This window comes from Dehalococcoidia bacterium (genome assembly GCA_035528575.1).
Taxonomy (GTDB): domain Bacteria; phylum Chloroflexota; class Dehalococcoidia; order E44-bin15; family E44-bin15; genus DATKYK01.
This window is the reverse complement of the sequence record DATKYK010000040.1, coordinates 1-22,930: the sequence shown is the minus strand read 5'-3', so window position 1 is coordinate 22,930 and position 22,930 is coordinate 1. Positions and strand designations below refer to the sequence as shown.

Here is a 22,930-nt window from a genome sequence, read left to right as displayed (position 1 = left end):
ATAAGGAGAGTGTTATGTCGAAGGTTACTGTACTGGGAGGGTGTGGAGTGGTCGGCAGTATAGCCGTTGAAACCCTCGTTTCGAGCGGAGTGTTCTCTGAAGTGATAATTGCTGATATTGAGATCGCAACGGCGATGGGAATGGTGAAGCGGCTGGGACCGGATAGTGTTTCAGCCGTTAAACTTGATGCGTCAAGCCCTCAGAGCATAAGAGACGCAACTTCCGGCTCATCGGTTGTTCTAAACTGTGTCGGCCCTTATTACAAGTACGGCCCCACCATACTGAAGTCAGTGATCGAGTCCAAGGTCAACTACGTCGATGTCTGCGACGATTTCGACGCCACCGAGAAGCTCCTCGACATGGACGGGGATGCGAGGAAGGCCGGCATTTCGGCACTTATCGGAATGGGCAGCTCCCCCGGTGTGGCAAACGTGCTGGTCAGGTTCTGCGCCGATTCGCTTCTGGAGCAGGTTGAGGCGGTCGATGTATACCATGCCCACGGCGGCGAAAGGGTAGAAGGACCGGCGGTGGTGAAGCACAGAATTCACTCCATGGAAATGGGCGTCCCGATGTTCCTGGATGGCAAGTTCACAACGGTCAGGCTCTTCGAGGAGAGCGGGAGATCGCTCGAAGAAGAGGTCGAGTTTCAAAATGTGGGCACATACAGCGTGTATGCCTATCCGCATCCTGAGACGATAACGCTGCCAAAGTACCTGAAGGGCATAAAGAGGGTTACAAACCTCGGACTGGTATTGCCGCCCGCCTACGCGGAACTGATAAAAGGTATGGTGAGGCTGGGCATCACCGGTGAGAAGCCGATTGAGGTTCAAGGCCAACGGATTGTCCCCCTTGAATTTGCAGTAGCTTTCATACTATCGCAAAGGCAGAGATTGATGAAGGAGGCGGGGCTTATTGAGCCCATGGGTTGCCTCAAAATAGTGGTAAGAGGCTATAAGAACGGTGAAAACAACACCTACATCTTCTCCCTGTCCTCTAGAGGGCTGGGAATGGGCGAGGGTACAGGCATTCCCGCAGCGCTCGGGGTAATTCTTATGGCCACGGGAAAAGTGAAGGCGGAGGGAGTTAATCCACCCGAGGGATGTGTTAATCCGATGGATCTGCTCGAGCTTGCACGGAGCAAGGTCAGCCTGGGTGATAAGAAAGGTTTCCCCATCGTCATCGAGCATATCGATAAGGACGGGAAGTCAGAGAGGATAGACCTGCTAAGTTAGCCCTTGTTACCCTCCCAAATTTGGACCTGCTGGTGGCCGATCGGATTAAGCGTTTTAAAAAATAGAACCGCTGTTCAAGGCGGTTTTCCGGCCAATTTTGTATCTGGAGCGTGAGACGGGGCTCGAACCCGCGACAACCTGCTTGTAAGGCAGGGACTCTACCAGCTGAGTTGCTCCCGCAAAGCTATTTTTTGTCTGATAACGGCAATCAAAGTTGTGAACAGTTCACAAAAGAGCTTCTTGATAAGTTTATCAAATCCAGACCATCAGGCACAAGTCCTAAGACCATAGAAATTTACCACCTGACCCTTGATAACTTTGTTGGCTATCCGTTAAATCCAGAAGGAATCAACGCTTATATCAATTCCCTTACCTGCGGTAATGCCAAACATAATTACTACCGCTGTATCAAAACCCTTTGCAGGTGGCTATATCATACTGACCAGCTTCCCAACAATCCTATTGAGAAGGTATTACCACCACGAAGGCAAAAGAAGATACTGCCAGCCATATCAAAGGAACAGCTAGACATTCTGGTTAATCATGCTCTTACCGAGAGGGACAAAGTTACTCTCAACCTGCTATGGTATTCAGGAATGAGATTATCTGAAGCTGCCAGCGTGAAGGCTAAGGACTTTGACTGGACTGAAGGAACAGTTACCGTCTTGGGCAAAGGCAATCGCTATCGCAAGGCTCTAGCTGGTAATGGTGCTGTAAAGGACTGGTTCACCAAGCATGACGACCTAGGAATAACCACTCACGGAATACAGACTATGCTACAAAGGTTAGGAGAAGCTATGGGTATAAAGTGTAATGCTCACAGCTTTAGGCGTGGCTTCTGTGTCCACAACGTCAAATCAGGACTGTCAAACAAGGTTATTCAGAGCTTAGGTGGTTGGGAGTCTCCCGATATGGTCAGCCACTATGCCCAATCGCTAACCTTTGAGGATGCTTTGAAGGTATACAAGGTTGTGAACACATATGCCTAAGTAGCAGGGACTCAAAGCTAAATGTTCACAACCTGAAGCTGAAAGCGGTCTGGAGCCGTGCTATGGTGCTACGGGTCAATTTGTTTTCAGATAAACTTGTGTTTTCTATCTCCACTCTGGGAATTTACTCCAAGTCAAAAACCGGCTAAGGTCATACAGAGAGAAGTTGGGATAGATGGGATAGCTTGGATACGGTGTAGCGATACACCAGGTCGGTTGAATATAAGGATAGCCTGAAGTTTTTATAAGCAGCCGTTGGGGTGAAATATTTGCTCTCTATGTTCAGTCCTCTAGCCTTAGCTATACACAAGGATTATACTGCTGCACGTTCCAAATTAAGTGCCAATAGGTGCTCCAAGATTTGCATATCTGTAAGCGAGTGGGGCCAGCCATATCGGGTAGCCCCCGATATTTACCCTTTCTTATGGGGATGTTTTTCTAAAATGCTCCATTGACCAGTGCCCAGTTTGCTCTTTTAAATAGAAGTCAAACGATGGAACGCTACACTAGGCCAGTGAGGTTTGAGGATAGCTTGAAACTTCACTATACTCTCATGCTAGAATAGCACTCACAATATCAGTCACCCGATTTCCACAGTACCGCCACATCCATCAAATATGTTATTGCTCATTGTCAACCCACCAATACGCCAATACTGAGGAGTAATCTCCAGTAGGTTACCTATATGAGTGTAAAACTCCCCACATGGAATTTCTATATTGCCTTTGTCCAAAACCTTTACTTCTACAACGACTGCTCCAGATTCCTTGTCTTTTAACTGCAAGGATTTTGGACTTGTAGTAACCTCAAATTGCTCCTTATTGTTAAACACCCACGCATTGCGGCGAAGTTTCGCCACATGGTTGCGGTTTGAGTCATGAATGTCCATGGTCAGCAATAGTTGACCATCTTCTCCGATTTCGAGAAAGACCTGATCCTTTCCCTGCACCCTCAAAACGCCGCTTGTGTTTCTAATTATATTAGAACCAATGTTTAATTCCATCATCTGCCTCCAAACCCTATTACCTTTTTATCTATATGTGATTGTGGCCACTTGCAGGAAGCGCCTAGCAACCGCTCATATTAAGAGTAACACAAGATGTGCCATTTGTCTGTCAGGAAATTATGTATCTTTTGTGGGGAAAGTATGTATTTATTATTGTGGGGAAAACACTTATAAAAATGTGGTTTTTTGTAGGGAGGCTTTGACACACGTCAATACCGTAGTGCGGGCTTGGTAAAAGGTTGTCAGGCAGTAGTAAAGGTAGGCGATGATACTCTTGAGGTGCCAGGTTGTCAACATCAATAAAAGCGATATGCTGAAGAACTGCACTTATTTGTTGGACTATTGGAGACAAATACCACCGCAGTATAGCCCCACCCAGCCCCACCCTTCCCTGTCAGCAGGTAATCCCAATCCTTCTAGACTGCTATTGCCCTTGTCAATATCAACAAAACGAATTTCAACCGGGCTCAGTCTCAAAATTAGTCGCTGTGTACATTAGCTAACTGCCCCGATTACTGAAATGTCCATAAATGTCCCTAAGTCAAAGCTAGAAATTCAGTGTTTACAAAGCATGAGACTTCCGGTTATTCACATATTTAGTAGAAGTTTTTAGTAGATTCTTTCTCTAGTTAATAATATATTTTTTATATATAGAGAGAATATCTACTAATATTTTCTACTATTGAAAATCTCTGGTACGTAAGTCAAGCTCTGTTGAACCAAGGTCTAAATTCCTTTCTTTAGCCAACCTTTCAAGCAACTCCTCGTTGGCTACGAGCCAATCATAACCAGCATAGAACTTAACGCTGAATCCCAAATCCTCTATCATGGCGTGGATTTTCTGGGTGCTCCACTTCAAGTCAAAGTGCTCTCTCATGGTATTTTTAATTTCTACCAACTTGATATTATGTTTGAATCCCTTTTCTGAAGCCGCTATTATAGCCTTAATCATTATATCTTCTGGTTCATATTGGTCTCCCATGGCTAAAGCTCTGGCAGCCCTAGCCATTTCCTCAAGCTCATACTCCAGCCAATCGTTATCCCCGCAGAAGGTTGCCACCATCGTCAGCGGTTTCCAAGCGTCGGAAATCCTATCCGATGTCTCAATCTGTGTTAATTTTCCTTTCATAAGCTCCGCCACTTCCCTCACTGATGCATTAGTTATTTCTGTCGGTGAATATTTTCCAGGTGCCCTGCGAGTTTTAATAATTATAGTTCTGTTCCTCGTTGCTGTATCAACAAACGGCTGTCTCTTATGGATAACTGTGGCTCCAAAGTTGTAGATGGTAGTAGCGTCCTGCCTAGGTGGTTTGTGTATAACCTGAATAGCAAATTTCTTTGTGCATCTATCCCTAACCAGTTCTTCAGGTCTCTCTTGCTTAAAATCACCTTCTTCAATTATGGCTGTATGTACATTATTAAGATTGGCACCAATATCAGAGTAAGTCCTACCATTTATCATCTGTGGGTAAGCAAGTAGCTTCTGTAACTGGTCTATGGCAGCAGTTTTACCAGTTCCCGAATTGCCCCTGAATTCCAGTATCGGAATGAAATCCAGTTCATTACGTAACCATGTCACCACAGCATAATAGACAGAGGTCTTGGCTTGGTTCAGTTTTAGTCCTGAAGCCCGTAGCATTGCGTCTATGGCAGGTTGGAGTATGTCAGCTATGTTCATTTCATTGGCTGACTTAGCCGACATTTTTATCTATCTCCTTCTTCTCCAGAAAGGCATCAAGTTTTTTCCTAACCGACCCAGTAATAGGTTCTTTTTCTCTAAGCATTCTCCCCAATCTCACTGGATGCACACCGATAGCCGCCGCTACCTCGTAGAGTAGCAAGTAATTTCTTGCCATTTCAGCCCGATAATCTCGCCCGGTCTTTAGCTTCTCTTCCACCTCTCACCTCTAGTCATTGTTCATATTCACTATTAACAGCTTAACATTTTATGTGTGTGTAAAAAATTGGAAAAAACGCTAAAATTAAAAGCGCCCACTGTTTTTAGTGAGCGCTCCGTTAATTGCAGGAAAATTCAGTTATTTCCTAGGTCTTCCACCCTTCAACTTAGGTTGTTCAAGTCCCAACAAATTGATGATTGGGACAACTGATTTCCTTATCCTATCCATATCAGCGTGTTCTTGTGCAGCAATTTGGCTCCAACTTTGTTTAAGGCAAATTCGTTTGAAAACCCACCGCATATGGCCTTCAAATGCTCCCCGCTTTCGTGTTCTTATAAATCCAGCCTTTATCATGGTCTGCTCATAGTCACACCATTGCGCCTCCAATTGCTTAAGTATGTCCTCCTCTATTCGTTTCTTAGTTGGAAAAGACCGGGTATCCCAGGTTATCGTGTATTGTCTTGGCTCTATTTCAATTGAGTCCACAGCGCCAATGACCAGAGCGTTTGGATATACTATGCCGTAGTTGATTCTTTCAATCGCCCAATCTGGGTTCAAACCGTATTCCTTTACCAACACTGATAGGCTTTCATAGTATTGTTTAGCCTGTGCGCTATCTTGTTTCATTCCAGATTTTGGGGCTTCTACTGATTTGAGGACATTTATCTCAGCCCATGAATGATACCTTATCAGGGCTGAATAAGCCTGCCTTAACTCCTCTAGTCGCTGTGTAAATGGTTCATGTCGTGCCAACAGACAAAACAGGTAATCAATATACTGGCTACGGATAATGTCAAAGTCAAAAGTTACCAACGTACCTCCAGCTAACGTAGGGACTGTTAAGATGATACAGTGTTCCGATTGTGGACACAAGCTGTCTGCCTTGACTTTATGCCTGTATGCGTGTATACTACTCTTGAGGTGATGCCTATGTACTCCACAAAAGAAGCAGCACAACAACTCGGCCTGGATGATAGCCAAGTGCGTCGCCTACTTAAAGCAGGTGAAATCAAAGGCAAGAAGCTAGGACGAGACTGGGTAGTGTTAGAGCTGAACTATAAGAGGAAGAGGAAACCAAAGGGAGGCAAACAATGAGGAAGTCATTAAGGCAACTGGCAAAGGAATTAGAAGTTAGTCCATCTTACCTGAGTATGATATTGAGTGGTCAAAGGAAATGTCCAGAAAAGCTCCAAGGTGCTATATACTCGTTCACAAACGTTCACAGGACAAAGCTAAATAGTGCTTGTAAGGCAGGGACTCTACCAGCTGAGTTGCTCCCGCAAATCCGTAGCTATTTTAGCCCTATAAGCCATCTATATTAAAAAAGGGGAGTCCCTGCTTAACTAAAAATACCATGGCCTATATTGGGGCTATCACCAAGGAGTATACCCTCTACACTTAGGCTTAGGGCAAAATAAAGAATAGCCACAAACGCTGTGGTAGGCTAAAATCTTCTTATCAGGAAACCCTTTTCTAGTTATACTGATTTATACGTTTCAGATCAAGGTGGAATTCCATTGGAGAGCAAATAACTGAGCCGACCTCTGTTGCTGTGTCTATTTCCCCTTCTTTTTTCTCTTTTTAGCAGATCCCTTAGTTAAAGAATCGTCCACCTTGTCCTTTTCCTCTTTAGAAGATCCCTCTACTATAACGTCCTCCAGCTCCCGCTTTTTCACCTCTTTGGTCACAAGTAAACGGGTGATTTTGTTATCTTTTACCTGAACCGCTACCAACGTCAAATCATCATTGACTATCTGCTCCCCCTCTTTGGGAAGGTGACCAAAAAGATTGAGAGCGTAACCACCAATGGTCATGTAATCGCCTTCGGGCAATCCTAATCCTAGCTGTTCGTTAACCTCGTCGATGCGCATGCTGCCCTGTATTTTGTAGGCGTGCTCGCCAACTACCTTGAATGCCTTACTAGCTCCTACAATTTCTTCCTGTACCTCCCCTACAATCTCCTCGACAAGTTGATCGATGCTCACAATTCCGGAGGAACCCCCATATTCATCCACAACCACTGCCATTAAATACCCTTCTTCTTGCATTTCACTAAACAACTGGCCTACCGTTTTACTCTCGGGAACGAAATAAACTTGACGAGCGAGGTCAGTAACTGAACCTTTACGGTCTATCGTTCCCTGAGCCAGGGCAGTTAGCACATCTCTTATCGAGAGCATACCCTTAACGTTGTCGTAGGTTTCTTCATAAATCGGGTAGCGCTGGGCAGGGGACTTAACGTATACCTTGAGGAAATCCGCCAATGTACATCCCTGTTGAAGCCAGGTCGCTTCGGTCCGCGGGGTCATCACCTCACGCACCTGGATTTCTCCGATACCAACCACCTTGCGTAGCATATGGGCTGAGCGCTCATCTACCACTCCCTCCTCTTCGCCCATGGATATAATGGTGCCTATTTCCTCTATGCTTATCAACGCCCTGGGCATAGTACTTATATGAGCAATAAGGGTAATCATTGATGTCACCCAGCTCAACACGACCACCACTGGACTGAGCAAAATCATTAACAATTCTATTGTCCTGCTATAAAGTAGGGCAAGTCGCTCCGGGTGCTGTGCCGCGATCGTTTTGGGAATTACCTTTGCGAATATGAGTAGTATTATCGCTATTAGCACAATAGCTATCGGCGTTCCCAAACCCTCGCCCAAAAGCGTAACGATGAAGATCGTTCCCAGCGAGACAACGATGGTTTCAGCAAAGCTGATGCCGGTTAGTACCGTGGAGAGAAATCTTGCCGGGTTCTCCATTATACTGGCCACGCGATCTGCTCCATGCACTCCCTCCTCCTCCAAATGCTTGAGCCTAAACCGCGACAATTTGATGAATCCAATCTCAGCACTGGAAAAGAACGCACATACGAGAAGGGACCCAAGCGATAAAACTAGATATACGATTTCAAGGCTACCCATATTTCACCTCCACTTAGGCGCGCAATTTTTATGGTAGGATCGGTTATAAGTCAAATAGTCCATACAGCCCATTATACAATATTAGACAAACACCTTCTTCGACTCATCGCTTTTTTACCTCTAGCATGAAACTGACCACCGCAGCATAAAACTCCCAAGGCTTAGAAGAAAGGTGAGGCTCGACTGTTTAGGCTAACTAGTAAAACATAGAAATGAGATGTTGAATATAGATTTTGTATGCATTTTGCCTATAGCCGTACAGTTTATATCATCATCCATATAAATGGCAGCATATAAAGTATGGTTCCTGCTTAGTCACGCCAATTTTGCATTGGAACCGACGCGCGAGATTTGATATTTTTTACCAGTATAAGCCTGAAGAGGTTGTCTTTGCTCTAGCCGAGCCCCATGGCGGTGAAGAACTGGGAGAACCTGTCCTTCACCTCATCCATGCTGGTATACCTCTTGTCGAAGAGATCGAGCCCCAGAGTCAAGAACGGAACTCCAAGGTCGCGGCAGACATCCCTCATGATACCTATGCTTGCCGCCCCATCTTTGTGGCCCATATGCGCTGGCCAGACCACGCAGTCTATCTTGTAGTCTTTGACCACCCGCACCAGGTCATTTATGAGATTATCCGTAGTACCACGCACATGCCTAACCATTGGCACATCGTATAAATTCCTCTTGGCCAGGCCCCTGAAAATGCTTTCCTCGCTCGAGGTGTCAATCAGCGTGTAGGGTGCATAGCCGGTCATGTCCATGACGATGCATACGCCCCACTCTGACTTTAGCCACTCGGTCAACTCGGGAAACCAGACCGCACGAACGTCGAACCAGAACAATCTGATCCTCTCATCTGGGATGCTCCCTTTACCCTGGCTCACCTTCTGCTCGGTTATATCAACAAGCTGCCGCAACCACTCCGTGCCCTTGCGATCGCCTACCATATAGTTCTGGGCCACGCTCCATGCCTGCGCGCCCTTAGCCGCGCTGTGGGGGCATGGCACCGCACGCCTCAGCTCGTTGTATTCTGCCCACAGCTCGTAATGCTTGTTGGACTCCTCGACAACCTCCCGCAGTCTATCAATATCCATTTCACGCCCGGTGTGCTCTTCGAGAAAGGCTACCATCTGCCGTAGTTCGCCCGCATGGAAATCTACGCTGCGATCGCTTTCCAGATATGGCGCATCGGTGCAGAAGACCGGTATATCACGCCAGTATTTATTGTGGGCGATTGACTGCTGCAGCATATTTATGCCGTCGCATAGAGAAAGCAGCCCGATAAACGCAGTTGGCAGCGGTACATGCTCTGCCTCTACATTGTTGATCCCCAACCTTATAAGCGTACACATATCAGTGCCCAGTCCGGCTCTCTCAGCATCATCGATCTCTTCCAGGATGTAGGGTTCCGCGGTCGGAAGGTAAGGTATCTGCGAAAGCGTGTACCACGGGAGGTCTAACGCAACGAATATCTCGGGAGCGTTGGCGTAAGAGCTTGCTATGAATGGCCTGCCCTCCTCAGCACACGCAATTATCCGGTTGTAGCTTTCTATCATGGTCCTAACCAGGGTCACGGTCAGCTTTCTTTCCGGCGATTGACCCTGCTCAAGCCCCTGCACCGCAAGCTGCATGGTATCCCGATCCCGCTTGAATCGTTCCAGCCCTATTATTCCCATATTCTGTCCCCCCACTGTTTACCTAACGTGTCTATCGTAGCAACACAATATTACGCAGTCAGATAATGGATGTCAACAGAGTAATGAGCGATTCCAATATCCATAACTGGCTTTCTTCGAAACACTGCCCACTGAAGCCTGACAGTGCTATAATAGCAACAAGAGTCCTACTAGACGGGAGAGAGCAACAGGATGTCATCCCCTTATCATGCATACCTCGATATCGAGACCACCGGTCTTTCCTCTTTTTATCACGACATAACTGTGATAGGCATCTATCTGGTTGATAGTAGCGGTGGAAGGCTGGTTCAACTGGTTGGCGAAGCGGTGACCAGCGATAATCTGCTCGAAGCTCTGGAGGGTGTGGATACAATCTACACCTACAACGGGAGCCGATTCGATATCCCATTCATACACGCTATTCTGGAGATAGACCTGAAAACAATTTTCCACCACCATGACCTGATGTACGACTGCTGGATGAACAATCTATACGGCGGTTTCAAAGCGGTAGAGCAGCAACTGGGTATCAATAGAAAGCTACAAGGTATTAATGGGCTTGAGGCTATTCGGTTGTGGTGGCGGTATCGGGAAAACGGTGACGATGAGGCCCTGGCTCTACTACTGGAATATAATAGGGAAGATGTGGTTAATCTGGAGGCACTGAGGAAGATATTGTGGGTCCATGCTTCTATCTAATCAGACGCGCGAGATGCTATATAGGCGGCTCTGGAATACCGAGGCGAGGAGTTAGTTACGCCTATCTATTCTCATTCACAGCTCAGCACATAGGAGGTACTGATCCATGACACGGGCAACCGTAATTCTTCCATTACCCATTATTAGATATGACAAGATAGTATCGAAGTTCTGCGATCATGACCCCAGTTATAGTACTTACGATTCTCAGCCAGTGTCACAGGATAATATATTAAGGGCTCACGAAATAAGGCTATCTCATAAGATGGGAGCCCGTTTCCCGAATACATATATTAAGGTGTTACTCAGCAGTAGCAACAATATTAGTAAAGCTTTGAGTCAAATATCACCTAGCTTGTCTATACTAGATTCCTCTCGGCAAATTCCATGGCAAGCACTTGAAGATTTGTTCAAAGCTTGCGTTATACCCGGAATGCGTGAAGCCAACATTACAAAGATCCTCCATAAAAAGCGTCCGCAACTTATACCAATTTTAGATTCCGTAGTTGTAAAAAAATACCTGGAACCTCTCCTCATGACAAGTCCAAACATGAAGCTGGAAAGTAAAATTGTGCTTCACATTAAACAGCTTAAGCGGGATGCAGAGAATAACCGCGTCATATTAATTAATCTAGCTAAACGTTTTAACTTAACACCGATTAGGATTCTCGATATCCTAATCTGGACATACTTCGAAACGCCCAGTTGGTTAGACAACGGGAAATCATCACGTAACAGTAAATCCACATTAGATCACCCATGCAAGGATATAATAAAGACTCCAAGGCAAAAACATGGTGGTGTTGCGCTTGAGAATGTCAAGAATAAACTCGCTAAAAAAATTACTAATCCTGAAGAGAAATGCCTTTTTTTTAAGGCTAAGGGTTTTCATGATTGGGGACCGTATATTGCGGCTGTTGTATTAAACGGACGTGGTATCACAGAATTTGAGCGGAAGGATCTTATAGAAGTCCTCCGTGAGCTTATCCCTAAATACTATAACAATGCGAAAGAGGGAAATACATTGCCCGCTGATCTTTGCTGGAACCCTCCTATTAGTAGCGCAAAGGTTAAGTTCCCTTGCTTAGACGTGGTTAATAAAAGCAGGCCATTCAAATATAAGTTCATCGGATTTAAAGAGGCAATAAAAAGAAAATTTGGAAATATAGCCCTCCGGCGCATGTTAGCGGATTGCTAAAGGAACTAAATTTACCTGTCTATTATAATACGCAGATCAGCATCTATGAATGAATTACATAGAGAACAGATTCCACTGCTGTCCAAGTCCCGCTTCATGGCGGGGCTACAGTGCCACAAGCGTCTTTACCTTGAGTGCTTTCACCCCGAGCTTGCCGATCCTGTTGATGCAGGACGGCAGGCAATACTGGATACCGGAACCCGGGTCGGTGAGTTTGCCAGGGACCTCTATCCCGAGGGTATCCTGATTACGGAGGATCACCTCCACCATGCTGCAGCTGTATCATCCACAGAGGAAGCGCTGGCCGATCCTTCAGTCCGAGCAGTATTTGAGGCAGCGTTTGTTTATGATGATATCCGGATTCGCGCCGACATTCTCGCGCGATCCGGGAACGGCATGTACGACCTCATAGAGGTCAAGTCCGGTACCGGGGTAAAGGAGGAGCATATCCCGGACGTTGCCGTGCAGCTCTACGTGCTTAAGGGATGTGGCATACACATTGGGCGAGCGTGCCTCTGCCACCTGAATAAGGAATATGTTTACCAGGGCAGCAGCTACGACCTGAGCCAGCTCTTCCTTGTGGAAGATATAACCGATAAAGCTGAACAGCTTCAGCCGGATATCCCCTCGATATTAGGTGAGATGAGGCTTGCCTTATGGGAATTGGAGCCCCCGGACATTAAACCGAGGAGGCAGTGCTCTAAACCGTACCTGTGTGCATTCGTTGGCAACTGCCTCTTATCTGAGCCAGAGTATCGTGTGCTCCAGCTTCCGCGAGCAAGAGAAGATTTATTACTGGCGCTGGAGGATGCCAGTATAGAGGATATACGGGATATCCCCGCAGGTTTCCCCGGCCTTAACGCAACTCAGCAGCGGGTCCGCGACTGCGTGGTTAGCAACCGCGTTTACCTGGACCCCTATTTTCCCGAGGCGTTGGGGCGGCTCGAATATCCTATCCATTTTCTCGATTTCGAGACGTTTAATCCTGCACTGCCTCTCTATGTTGGTACAAGGCCCTACCAGGTAATTCCCTTCCAGTGGTCGAATCATATAATCACGGGGGACGGCGAGCTCAGGCATGAAGAGTTTCTGTATGAAGGTTTCGACGACCCGCGTGAGCCGTTCGCCAGGAGCCTCCTTGAAACGCTGGGGAAGAACGGGTCAATCGTTGTCTATTCAGGCTTCGAGGCTATTCGCATTCGTGAGCTAGCGGAGAACTTGCTGCATCTATCCCAAGATCTTTTAGGTTTACTAGAAGGACGAATTGTGGATCTTCTGGCGCTTATCCGTAAGCATTGCTACCACCAGGAATTCCACGGCTCATTCTCCATTAAGTCAGTTCTCCCGGCGCTCGTGCCCGACCTGGGCTACAGCGACCTGGAAATCTCAGACGGGGGGCAAGCTTCAGCGGCCTATGCCGAGATGGTAAGGCCGGAGACACCCGCCGACCGCCGAGGCCTGCTGAGAGAGAGCCTGCTCGCCTATTGCAAGCGTGACACAGAGGCGGAGGTCCGGCTGTTCGAGACACTCAGAGGTGGTATACTTCCAAGGAGTAACAAGGGCAAGAAATGATTAAAGGGGTACTGTTCGTCTGCACCGGGAATGCCTGCCGCAGCCCTATGGCACAGGTCATATTTAAAAAACTGGTCAATAACGATCCATCGCTCCTATCAGCCTGTATCGAGGTAGACAGTGCCGGTACAGGTATAGGGCTAGATTCTGCTACGCCGGAGGCCATCGAGTGTATGGCCGAATACGGGTTAAACCTGAATAGCCACCAGCCAAAGTCGATAACGAGCGATTTAGTCCAATGGGCTGACCTGGTTCTGGTGATGGAGTCCCGTCACAGGGACATGGTCTTATCTCGGTTCCCCAATGCGGCCAAGAAAACCCATCTGCTATCGGAATATGTTGGGGAGAGTGGTGATGTCCCCGACCCGTATCTTCAGGGCATTGAAATATATCAAAAATGCGCGGCTACGCTCCAATCACTGCTAAAAAATCTCGCAGAGAAACTTAAAAGTTAAATGGATTGCATAAATTGTTATCCCTCATAATGATAAACCTAAAATGTTGCTGACCATCGTACTCACTGTCATCGGAGCATTCCTGGTAATAGTGCTGGCTTTGTGGCTGTGGGGTGAACGCTGGAGGCCCTTACGCCCCTCGACCTGGAAGTGGATGCGGGAGGCTGGTTTACGGCGATTGCTCAATCTCAGTGCCCTGCACGGATATATCTATACCCGCTGGAGAAACCCATACATTTACCTTGCTATAAACTACGCCATTCCCCGCCTGGGGCCATTTGGAAAGCGGTGGTGGTCTAACCGCTACCACGGCAAGGTGCTCACACACGAACAAGCTGAAGCCATGCTCACAACTGATCACGAAATCCATCATGGAGACCTGGAGCAGATTATTCCTTATTCCACAGCTCGGGATTTGGTACTCAAGGGACCGCGTGAAGTGGTCGTTTACGAGTGCGCTTGCCGTCATGCACGCGAAAGCCATTGCCAGCCAACCCAGGTCTGCATGTACATCTGCCAACCATTCACCGATTTCGCCCTGGAGCACAACCCTAAAACCAGCCGCCGTATTACACGAGAAGAGGCCCTTGAACTACTTAAGGCAGCGCATGAGCGTGGTCACGTGCACTCCGCCTGGTTCAAGGATGCCTGCATAGATCGCTTCTATGGCATGTGCAACTGCTGCAAGTGCTGCTGCGGCGGAATCGAGGCCATGGTAAAATATGGCATGCCGATTATGGCATCGTCAGGCTATGTGTCCCAGGTGGACGCGGCACAGTGCACGCCGTGTCCAGTTTGTGAAGACGCTTGCCCCTTCGGGGCTATTCGAGTAGAAGGGACAGTCGTTATTAATCGGGACACCTGCATGGGGTGCGGGGTATGCGTGGGACAGTGCCCTATGAAGGCCTTGTCGCTAGTACGCGACGAGAGGAAAGGTAAGCCATTAGATGTGCGGCTATTAGCTCAGGAGCAGACAGGGTAGGGATAAGGCCTTAGCAGAATGAAATAGGGTAAAACTACGAGAGCCACGTATAGGATGTGGCTATAATTAGGCTTGCGCAAGCTTGACAATATTATTCTAGGAGTTTAGAGTATCCATTATTTATACCGATTACGTCTCCTTCGCACAGCAAAGGCCGGTATTGATACCGGCCGGTAACACATTGAGCATACAACGATGTCAAGAAAGGTAGTAGTCATCGGGGCCGGCATCGGGGGATGTGCCATTGCTTCGCTTCTAGCGAAGGCGGGATGTGAGGTGACTCTGCTGGAGGCACACCCCTTTCCCGGCGGGCGCTGCGCCTCTATGGAGAAGCAGGGGTTTCATTACGATTTCGGGGTGCACATGTTCAGCCGGGGTGATCGCGGCCCTCACGGCGAAGTAAACCGGAGATTGGGCGGCGATCTGAAATGGATCACACGGAACCCCTCCTGCCGGGTGATGGGAAGGGTCGAATTCGACTTCCCCCTCGATATTAAACCTCTGATGCGTCAGGTGAACCTTGCCAGAAACTTGGGGGTCAGTGCAAAGAGCTACGTCGGTGCCTTTCGCCTGTTTCGTTCTCTTCTGAAAGGAGGCGACGTGGAGGTAAACGATCAGGTATGCCTGCAGGACTACGTTTCACGGTTCACCGATGATGAGATGATTCATCTCTTCATTAACTGCCTCTCCCAGCTCTTCTTCGCCCTTTCCTACAAGGAAGCGTCCGCCGGAGAATTTATCTGGTGCTCATCCCGCATGTTCAATGAGGCCTGCTTTGGCTACCCTGTGGGTGGCAGCGGTGAGATCCCCAAATCCTTCCTCAGGGGTCTCGAGAGGTTCGGCGGAAAAGTGCATTTCAGTAAGCCGGTTGTCCGCATTCGTATTGAAAACGGCAGTGTAAGGGGGGTGGAGACGGCTTCGGGGGATTACCCCGCTGACATAGTCATATCCAACTGCGGGATCCTTCGCACCATTGATCTGGCAGGCAGGGAACACTTTCCCGAAGAATATGTGAGAAATGCGGAACAGTACCGGTACTCCAATTCCTATGTCACCGTGAAATATGCCCTGGAGCGTCGGGTTGTTCCCCACCCGGTGGTCTTCTATATGCCGCACCTTCCCGCGGATAAAGTCTTCGAGTACGTGGAAGAGGAAACGGTACCGGAGGACCCGTATCTCTTTATGCCTGTACCCGCAAATCATGACCCTGACCTGGCACCCTATGGAAAACAGCTGGTAATCGTGGGAACTGCCGCTCCACCCGCAGCCTCAGGCGACCTTTGCTCCGCAATTCTGGATAGGGTCCACGCCAAGGTATGCCAGCTTTACCCTAACCTGGAGGCGGCAGTGCTATGGCAATCCCGTTCAACATGTAACGACGCAGCGGAACTGACCGGTCACCGCGCCGGCGAGGCTATAGGTCTCGCTCAGATTCCGGGGCAGGTAGGAAAACTTAGACCTGAGCTGGCTACACCGGTAACCGGGCTCTGGCTAGTCGGTGCCGACGCTGGCGCGCGCGGTATCGGGACCGAAATGGCCGCAGGAAGCGCCCTCTGTCTGGCAGATATCCTGAAATGAAGTCAGTAGGGGATCCCGGATCCATTATGGACGTCGGAGTCGGAACGCCTTTCGTCTACTGCAGGCCGGACCAGCTACCCTCCGAGCACAAGAACCGTTTCTAACATTTTCTGGGCGGGGCGACCTTGATAGTTCCCTCACCAAGTGTTAGAATCCAACAGCTTCAATGGATAAGGCAAACTCCTGATTGCCCAGATGTTTGTTTAGCGAAGCCCGCTCCCCTGATAAAGGGAAGGTCATGTAGCGATGTTCCGGGGAACTCAAGCCAGCGGGATGATTAGTCGCCAACCCATCGAGCGAGAAAGATAGATCAAGAGAGATACGAGGAGGGCAAAATGGCTAAGATCGAGCAGGAATACGACGTTATAATTATCGGTGGCGGTATAAACGGTCTAACGGCAGGGTGTTATCTGCAGAAGGCGGGGCTCAAGGTGCTCATCTTAGAGCGACGGGACGAGGTTGGATGCTTCTGCTCCACTCAGGAGTTGCTCCACCCTGGAGCCATGGTGAGCGTTCATGCCAATGGTTTGTTCCCTGCCGTGGGTCCGGCTCCCCTTGACCTCGACCTGGATAGATTTGGCTTTGAGCTACTCATGCCCGGGCCCATTGTATATTTTGCCCCCTTTAAGGATGGTACGGCATTAGCGTGGCACTGGTACAACCCCAATGTTACCTACGATGTCTGGCGCCGTGTAAGTGAGAAGGATGCCGAAACCTTCCGCACCATAGCTAAATCGATCGGCCCAATTTTACAGAGCGATATTGCCCCCGAAATGATGAACATGATGTTCTACGAACCGATGACCGATGAAAGCTTTCTAAACCTGCACAACATGCTGGATATGTTTTCGAGTATAGTGCCCGCTTTCCCCAAGGATTCCCTCTACCTGACCGGCGTTGAGTTGCTCAACGAAATGTGGGAGGATGAGCGCAGCAAGGTGTTTTTATCCGGCTGGCCAATCACACTCGCGGTGGATATAACCAGCCGGATCGCTGGCTCAACGACGATCCTGATGATGACTGCTCTGATGGCGGGCTCAGGCATTGCCTGTGTCGGAACCTGCAGAGGGGGAAGCCACAACCTTACCCATGCCCTCGCCAGGTGCTTCCTTCACCACGGGGGCAGGATTCTGGCTGGCTGCCCGGTGGCCAGGATAACCGTTGACAACGGCGAGGCTAAGGGTGTTGCCCTCTCCAGGGATGCTATCTACCCCGAAGCCGAGTTCCGGGCAAGGAAAGCGGTGATAAGCAACCTCAGCCCTTATCCTACTTTTGTAGAGCTTGTAGGTGAGGATAAGCTGCCGGCTTTCGCCGCTCGAGGGGCCAGGAATTTCGACTACAGGGGGTCTCCATTATTTACCACCTGGTGGGTGCTCAACGAGCGGCCAAAATGGAAGTGTATTGACAGATTCCCTGAGATCGATCGAGGGTTCAGCTTTAACTTCGGTGCCGATACCATGGCCGATATTTTCAGGATGGATGAACATGTTATGGTATTGGATACACCCCCTGACCCCCCGGTGAACATGGGCTATTGTATTCACACCTTCTGTGATGCCGATCCGACACAGGCGCCCCCCGGGCAGTACAACGTGCTGACCTGGGCTAACGTACCAACCACCATCAAGCCACTGGGAGGTCCAGAGAAATGGGATGACATCAGGGAGGAATACGGGGACAAGGTGGAAGACAGTTTAAGTAAACTTATGCCCAATCTGAAGAGCGCAAAGATAGCCCGTTACTGCGATACCCCCTGGGATACCTGGCGAAGAAATCCGAGTTCCAGGGGCCATATGAGCAGCGGTTATTATGGGGAAAGACAATGGTGGAGCTGGAGGCCGTTTGCCGGCTGCGGCGCACCGCGGACCCCGATCGCCAATCTGTACATCAGCAACTCGATGGGAAGCATCTCGGTAAGCTCCCTGGGTGGTGGTTACACGTGCGCCAAGGTAGTCGCTGAAGACCTCGGCGTGAGGGAACAGGATTGGTGGGCGAGCAAACCGGGTGACTATACTAAGCTATTTCTGAAGAGGATGGGTGAGCAGGTTGTGCTAATTGATTAGAGTGCCCATTCCAAGGAAAGAGGTGTAAGTATCGTGGAAAACGAGAAATACGACGTAATCATCGTGGGGGGAGGGCCCAATGGCCTTACCGCAGGAGCATACCTGGCCCGTGCCGGGGCTCGAGTACTTCTAATAGAAAGGCGACATGAAACAGGAGGAGGGCTGGTCAGCGAGGACTTCTCCGCCTTCCGGTTCAATCTCCATGCTATCTATATGATGATGATGGACGTAATGCCGCCATACGATGACCTGGACCTCTACGCCGAAGGCTGTGTTTACCTACAACCCGAGGTGCAGGTCTCCCTACTGACCAAGGACGGTAAGGCCCTGACCCTTTATCGTGACCTTGAGCGTAGCGTCGAATCTATAAAGAGATTCTCATCCAGGGATGCCGAGAGATTTCGCGACGTATATCTGGAATCCAAGGAACTGGCATTTGAGGCTATAATCCCGCTCACATATACCCTTCCTGTTCCTACGCTGGATTTTGCTGCAATGCTTCAGCAAAGCGATATAGGGAAAAAGATCCTCGATATCGGAGAAAAGACGCCCAGGGAAATCGTGGATGAATGGGGCTTTGAGAACCCGCTGCTGCAGACCCTGGTTCTGCACCTGATTTGCATGTGGGGGTTGGAACCTGATGTCACCGGGGTAGGCTACCTGGCACCTCTCTATCTCAACCGCATGTTGAACATGTCCCTAATTAGAGGTGGGTCACACCGTCTATCGTCGGCGCTGCAAAGGGCCATTATCGCCTCCGGCGGCGATGTACTTGAGAGTCACACGGTAACAAGGATAGTGGTCGAAGATGGTACGGCTAGGGGCGTGGAGGTAGGCCTGACCAATGCTGAAGAACTTGGTAGGAAGACATTTGAGGCTAAAGTTGTGATCAGTTCCACCGATCCGCTTACCACGTTTACCAAGCTTATTCCCGAAGATGTTATGGCGCCGATATCCATAGGCTGTGTCGAGACGGCCAAACAGTGGGAATGGGAGCACTGGAGCCTGTTCGGGCTTCACCTAGCCCTGAAGGAAAGGCCGCAGTTTGTAGCTGCCGATTTCGACCCTGCGGTAAATGAGGCTTTCATGAAGATTATTGGCTATGACAGTCCGGAGGATTTCCTGGCCCACCTCAACGGATCAGGAAAAGGAGAGCTGGGCACCGCCGGTCACATTACCGTTACCAGCGATGTTGACCCGCTACAGGCTCCCCTAGATGTCCAACCAGGTGTAGCTACACTGAGATTTGAGTCGCTGGTTCCCTATGAGCCTAACGAAGGCAAGTGGGACGATATCGCCGCAAGCTATGGGGACCGCCTTTTAGCCAGGATCCAGGAGTATGCACCAAATGTGGACAGAACGAGGATAATTCGCCGGTATGATAACTCGCCGGCCTACATTGAACAGAAGTTTGCTAACATGGTCAGAGGCTCTTTCAAACACGGTGCTTATGATGCAACGCAGATGGGATACATGAGACCAAACATCGAGTGCTCTGGCTATCGCACGCCGGTTAAGAACCTCTATTTGTGTGGGGCAAGCACCTACCCCGGGGGCATGGTACTACTCGGGGGCGGCTACAATGCGGCGAGGGTGGTAGCGGAAGACCTTGGCATTGAGCCGTGGTGGACTGAGCCTGACTACATTGTAAGGGCGAGGGAGCGTAAGCTGGTGCCATGAATTATTGCTCCAAAGGCTTAAGAAATATTCTTAAGTATAAATGTGGCAGCGTGAGAAATGTCTTTGGAAGAAACACGTCATAGTAACCGTTACCCCCCAGGGCTGACCAACATTCCAGCCTTTTTTTATTAGAGCACACTATAATGGATTTCAAGAAGCGTATCTTAACTGCCATGAATCACGAGGAGCCGGACCGGGTTCCGGTGATGGGGCTTATTATGGACCCTGCCACTGTCAACCAGATCCTGGAGAAGAAACCGGCAGACTTTGTCGGGATGCTGCAAAAACCTTTACTTAAGGGCTTTACCAAGAGACTTCTCAATAACAACTGGTTCTGGAACAGATTCTACTATGGCAATACCGCCGGCGCGCTGGAAGGCGCTATCAAGCTAGGTTTCGATGCGAACTGGACCATATACTCGCTCATGGAACTGAATATCGACCCACAATCATCGCTTGGGGTGGTCTGGCATGACACGTTCGGCCGCACCTGGGACGTGTGTCGATCCGAAGACGGAAGTATGGCGGTCAACTACAGCCGTGCCCTGTGTGAGACTGAGGGAAAATGGGAGGAGTGGGTAGAGAAAAAAACGCCTACGTTCGAACGTACAATAAGAAATGCCACCATTTTCCATAAAAAGCTGGTAGACGAATACGGTGACCGGATCCTTCCCATTGGCTATGCTGCGCCGGGGATATTTGAGAATAGCTGGCAGCCTATCGGGTTCGTAAACTTCACCAGGTTCATCTATCAGAAGCCCGATTTCGTGAAAAGGGTTATCGACTTTCAAACGGATTTCTATCTGAGGTACCTGGAAGGAGTGATGAAATCCGGTGTGGAAGTGGTGCTGGGTGGAGATGACCTTGGGCAGAAAACGGGGCCGATGCTGCGCCCGGAGCAGATCGAGAAGCTATATGGAGATAGCTACCGTCAAGTTGCCGAGCTGGTACATAAACAGAATAAGAAACTCGTCTTTCACTCCTGCGGAAACATTTACCAGTTGCTGGACAAATTCATCGAGTGGGGATTTGACGGCATAATAACCATGGAACCCACAGCAGGAATGGAACTGGGCAAGGTTAGAGAACAGGTGGGACATAAGCTGGTACTGATAGGCAATCTGGATGTTTCCTATCTCCTGGTCAGAGGCACCAGGGAGGAGATAGAAGACGCTGTAAAGAAGTCAATTAAGGACGCGGCGAGAGGCGGTGGCTACATCTTATCAACGTGTCATTCCCATCCATACGTGAATGGAACCAGGCTTAAATGGATGGTTGAGGCAGCGCACAAGTACGGGAAATATCCCATTGCCAATTGACCTCATCTAACCCCTACGCTATAAATACCTAATCCCCGATATCACATCACAACATTCCAAACGTGTTTACAATGAATGCTCGATAAAGTAGATAATCATTCTAGTAAGCTATGATAGCGACCGATGAACCCAGCTTCTATTAACGCGAATATAGAGCTGCGCTATCTGTCATTCCGAACTTGTTTCGTAATCTCATGGTTAATACCGGAATGCTGAAATATATATAATCACTTGACAACTTGCTTAATCTCCGCTAGGATGCCCAACACAGTAAGCCACAAAGTTATTAGCATGCCATTCATCGCAATCTGATTTCTTATATTACCATCTACTTATATTGAGGGTCAGACCATCATAGCCAGTATGGGTGTAAATTATCGAAGAAGCATCACCTGTATTCTCATGTTAAAATGGCATCACGGGAAGGTGACCTAATAAGACCTACAGGAAATTATAGCAGTAAAATTTACACAAGGCGGGTGAAATGAGACATAAGCTACTTCAATTGAAGGGTAAACTTTATCCGAAGGAGGGTGTAATGAACCAGAAGGTGCTTCTATTGCTGGCGGTTATGGCCTTGATGGTGGCTGGTTCGCTGGCGGGCGGCCTGATGGCAGGGTCAAGCCTAGCCCAGTCGGGTGCAGGCGTTCCATCAAGCATCCACTACCAGGGGGTGTTGTGCGACCCGGTCACGGGCGACCCTGTGGCGGACGGTGGCTATAACTTCGTGTTCTCAATCTACAATGTTGCGACCGGAGGCACGCCATTGTGGACCGAGACACAAACGGGGGTAACGGTGGACGACGGATATTTCAGCGTTCTGCTGGGGAGCGTGAACCCGCTCGACGCCTCCGACTTTGACGGAACTACCAGGTATCTTGGGATAAAGGTGGGTGCAGATAGTGAGATGACCCCCCGCCAGCTGCTGGCCTCAGTGCCCTACGCCCTCAATGCGGAAACCGTGGATGGGCTGGATGCCGGCGACCTGGACGACCTGTACGTCAACGAGTCCGGGGACAGCATGAGCGGAGCGACTAGTGATCCCGTATTAAGTGTGACCAATACGGGAGGCGGTTATGCCATCAAAGGTATAGCTGAGGGAGTTGGCTACGGCGTATTCGGCGAAGGCATACATGGTGTTCATGGTTTTACTGAATCTACTACAGGCACGGGAGTATATGGTAGGGCGATGGGTACTATGGGCACAGGGGTGTACGGCTATGCTCCCAACGATGGGTACTATGCCAACTATGGCGGCTCCTTTAAAGCCGCTGGTTTGTACGGGCGCGGTGTCTATGCTGAAGCTACAGGCCAACAGGGCCGCGGTATTTATGCCAAGGCGTTAGGGACTGATGCTTATGCTGGTTACTTCCAAGGTGATGTCCATATCGACGGAGACTTTACTGTGGATGGAGACAATACAGGAGTAGGCTATAACCCAATGCAGATTGCCCTGCTGAAATGGTACACCTCAGGCCACGTCTTCACAGTCGGCGGTTGGGATCCCACTGCCGTGTGTTTCGATGGGGCCAATATCTGGGTGGCCAATGAGTATGACGGCACTGTGACCAAGCTCACGGCATCTAGCGGCAGCCTGGTAGGCACCTACAGTGTCGGTGATTATCCCCGTGCCGTGTGTTTCGATGGGGC

18 protein-coding genes and 1 tRNA gene are annotated in these 22,930 nt (G+C 49.1%); 12 read left to right on the top strand and 7 right to left on the bottom strand.

What is annotated here, in order from left to right:
* The first annotated feature begins 14 nt into the window (after positions 1 to 14).
* Positions 15 to 1,232: a saccharopine dehydrogenase NADP-binding domain-containing protein gene (locus VMX96_09775; GenBank protein ID HUU64186.1), complete on the top strand. Its 1,218-nt coding sequence runs from the start codon at positions 15 to 17 to the stop codon at positions 1,230 to 1,232.
* 104 nt (positions 1,233 to 1,336) lie between these two features.
* Here VMX96_09775 and VMX96_09770 read toward each other — a convergent pair.
* Positions 1,337 to 1,412, bottom strand: a tRNA-Val gene (locus tag VMX96_09770).
* Positions 1,413 to 1,423: 11 nt separating this feature from the next.
* Here VMX96_09770 and VMX96_09765 point away from each other — a divergent pair.
* Positions 1,424 to 2,221 carry a tyrosine-type recombinase/integrase gene (locus tag VMX96_09765; GenBank protein HUU64185.1) on the top strand — a complete coding sequence of 266 codons (798 nt, stop codon included), beginning with the start codon at positions 1,424 to 1,426 and terminating at the stop codon, positions 2,219 to 2,221.
* 580 nt (positions 2,222 to 2,801) lie between these two features.
* Here the strand turns inward: VMX96_09765 and VMX96_09760 are convergent.
* From VMX96_09760 to VMX96_09735, 6 genes are all read right to left on the bottom strand, one after another.
* Complete coding sequence (locus VMX96_09760) at positions 2,802 to 3,227, bottom strand: hypothetical protein (GenBank protein ID HUU64184.1); 426 nt, start codon at positions 3,225 to 3,227, stop codon at positions 2,802 to 2,804.
* A gap of 679 nt (positions 3,228 to 3,906) precedes the next feature.
* Positions 3,907 to 4,929 (bottom strand): hypothetical protein, encoded by a 1,023-nt coding sequence (locus tag VMX96_09755; protein ID HUU64183.1) that lies wholly within the window; start codon positions 4,927 to 4,929, stop codon positions 3,907 to 3,909.
* The gene (locus tag VMX96_09750; protein HUU64182.1) at positions 4,919 to 5,125 is read right to left on the bottom strand and encodes a hypothetical protein; all 207 of its coding nucleotides are present in this window, start codon (positions 5,123 to 5,125) and stop codon (positions 4,919 to 4,921) included. Before VMX96_09750 ends, VMX96_09755 begins: the two co-directional genes overlap by 11 nt.
* Positions 5,126 to 5,263: 138 nt before the next feature.
* Complete coding sequence (locus tag VMX96_09745; protein ID HUU64181.1) at positions 5,264 to 5,938, bottom strand: hypothetical protein; 675 nt, start codon at positions 5,936 to 5,938, stop codon at positions 5,264 to 5,266.
* A gap of 743 nt (positions 5,939 to 6,681) precedes the next feature.
* Entirely contained in the window at positions 6,682 to 8,055 is a 1,374-nt protein-coding gene (locus VMX96_09740) for a hemolysin family protein (protein ID HUU64180.1), read from the bottom strand.
* 395 nt (positions 8,056 to 8,450) lie between these two features.
* Positions 8,451 to 9,734 (bottom strand): 2-hydroxyacyl-CoA dehydratase family protein, encoded by a 1,284-nt coding sequence (locus VMX96_09735; protein HUU64179.1) that lies wholly within the window; start codon positions 9,732 to 9,734, stop codon positions 8,451 to 8,453.
* A gap of 192 nt (positions 9,735 to 9,926) precedes the next feature.
* Between VMX96_09735 and VMX96_09730 the strand changes: the two genes are divergently transcribed.
* From VMX96_09730 to VMX96_09685, 10 genes are all read left to right on the top strand, one after another.
* Positions 9,927 to 10,433 (top strand): ribonuclease H-like domain-containing protein, encoded by a 507-nt coding sequence (locus tag VMX96_09730; GenBank protein HUU64178.1) that lies wholly within the window; start codon positions 9,927 to 9,929, stop codon positions 10,431 to 10,433.
* 106 nt (positions 10,434 to 10,539) lie between these two features.
* Entirely contained in the window at positions 10,540 to 11,631 is a 1,092-nt protein-coding gene (locus VMX96_09725) for a DUF6308 family protein (protein HUU64177.1), read from the top strand.
* Between the two features lie 45 nt (positions 11,632 to 11,676).
* Positions 11,677 to 13,203 (top strand): DUF2779 domain-containing protein, encoded by a 1,527-nt coding sequence (locus VMX96_09720; protein HUU64176.1) that lies wholly within the window; start codon positions 11,677 to 11,679, stop codon positions 13,201 to 13,203.
* Entirely contained in the window at positions 13,200 to 13,658 is a 459-nt protein-coding gene (locus VMX96_09715) for a low molecular weight protein arginine phosphatase (GenBank protein HUU64175.1), read from the top strand. The genes VMX96_09720 and VMX96_09715 overlap by 4 nt, the downstream gene beginning before the upstream one ends.
* A gap of 43 nt (positions 13,659 to 13,701) precedes the next feature.
* Positions 13,702 to 14,640 carry a 4Fe-4S binding protein gene (locus tag VMX96_09710; GenBank protein HUU64174.1) on the top strand — a complete coding sequence of 313 codons (939 nt, stop codon included), beginning with the start codon at positions 13,702 to 13,704 and terminating at the stop codon, positions 14,638 to 14,640.
* Between the two features lie 195 nt (positions 14,641 to 14,835).
* The gene (locus VMX96_09705; protein HUU64173.1) at positions 14,836 to 16,218 is read left to right on the top strand and encodes an NAD(P)/FAD-dependent oxidoreductase; all 1,383 of its coding nucleotides are present in this window, start codon (positions 14,836 to 14,838) and stop codon (positions 16,216 to 16,218) included.
* A 335-nt stretch (positions 16,219 to 16,553) separates the two neighbouring features.
* Positions 16,554 to 18,281, top strand: a complete 1,728-nt coding sequence (locus tag VMX96_09700) for an NAD(P)/FAD-dependent oxidoreductase (GenBank protein HUU64172.1) — start codon at positions 16,554 to 16,556, stop codon at positions 18,279 to 18,281.
* Positions 18,282 to 18,314: 33 nt separating this feature from the next.
* Entirely contained in the window at positions 18,315 to 19,961 is a 1,647-nt protein-coding gene (locus VMX96_09695) for an NAD(P)/FAD-dependent oxidoreductase (GenBank protein ID HUU64171.1), read from the top strand.
* 143 nt (positions 19,962 to 20,104) lie between these two features.
* Positions 20,105 to 21,280: a uroporphyrinogen decarboxylase family protein gene (locus VMX96_09690; GenBank protein HUU64170.1), complete on the top strand. Its 1,176-nt coding sequence runs from the start codon at positions 20,105 to 20,107 to the stop codon at positions 21,278 to 21,280.
* A gap of 538 nt (positions 21,281 to 21,818) precedes the next feature.
* Positions 21,819 to 22,930 (top strand): hypothetical protein (locus VMX96_09685; protein HUU64169.1); only part of this gene is annotated, 1,112 nt, incomplete at its 3' end.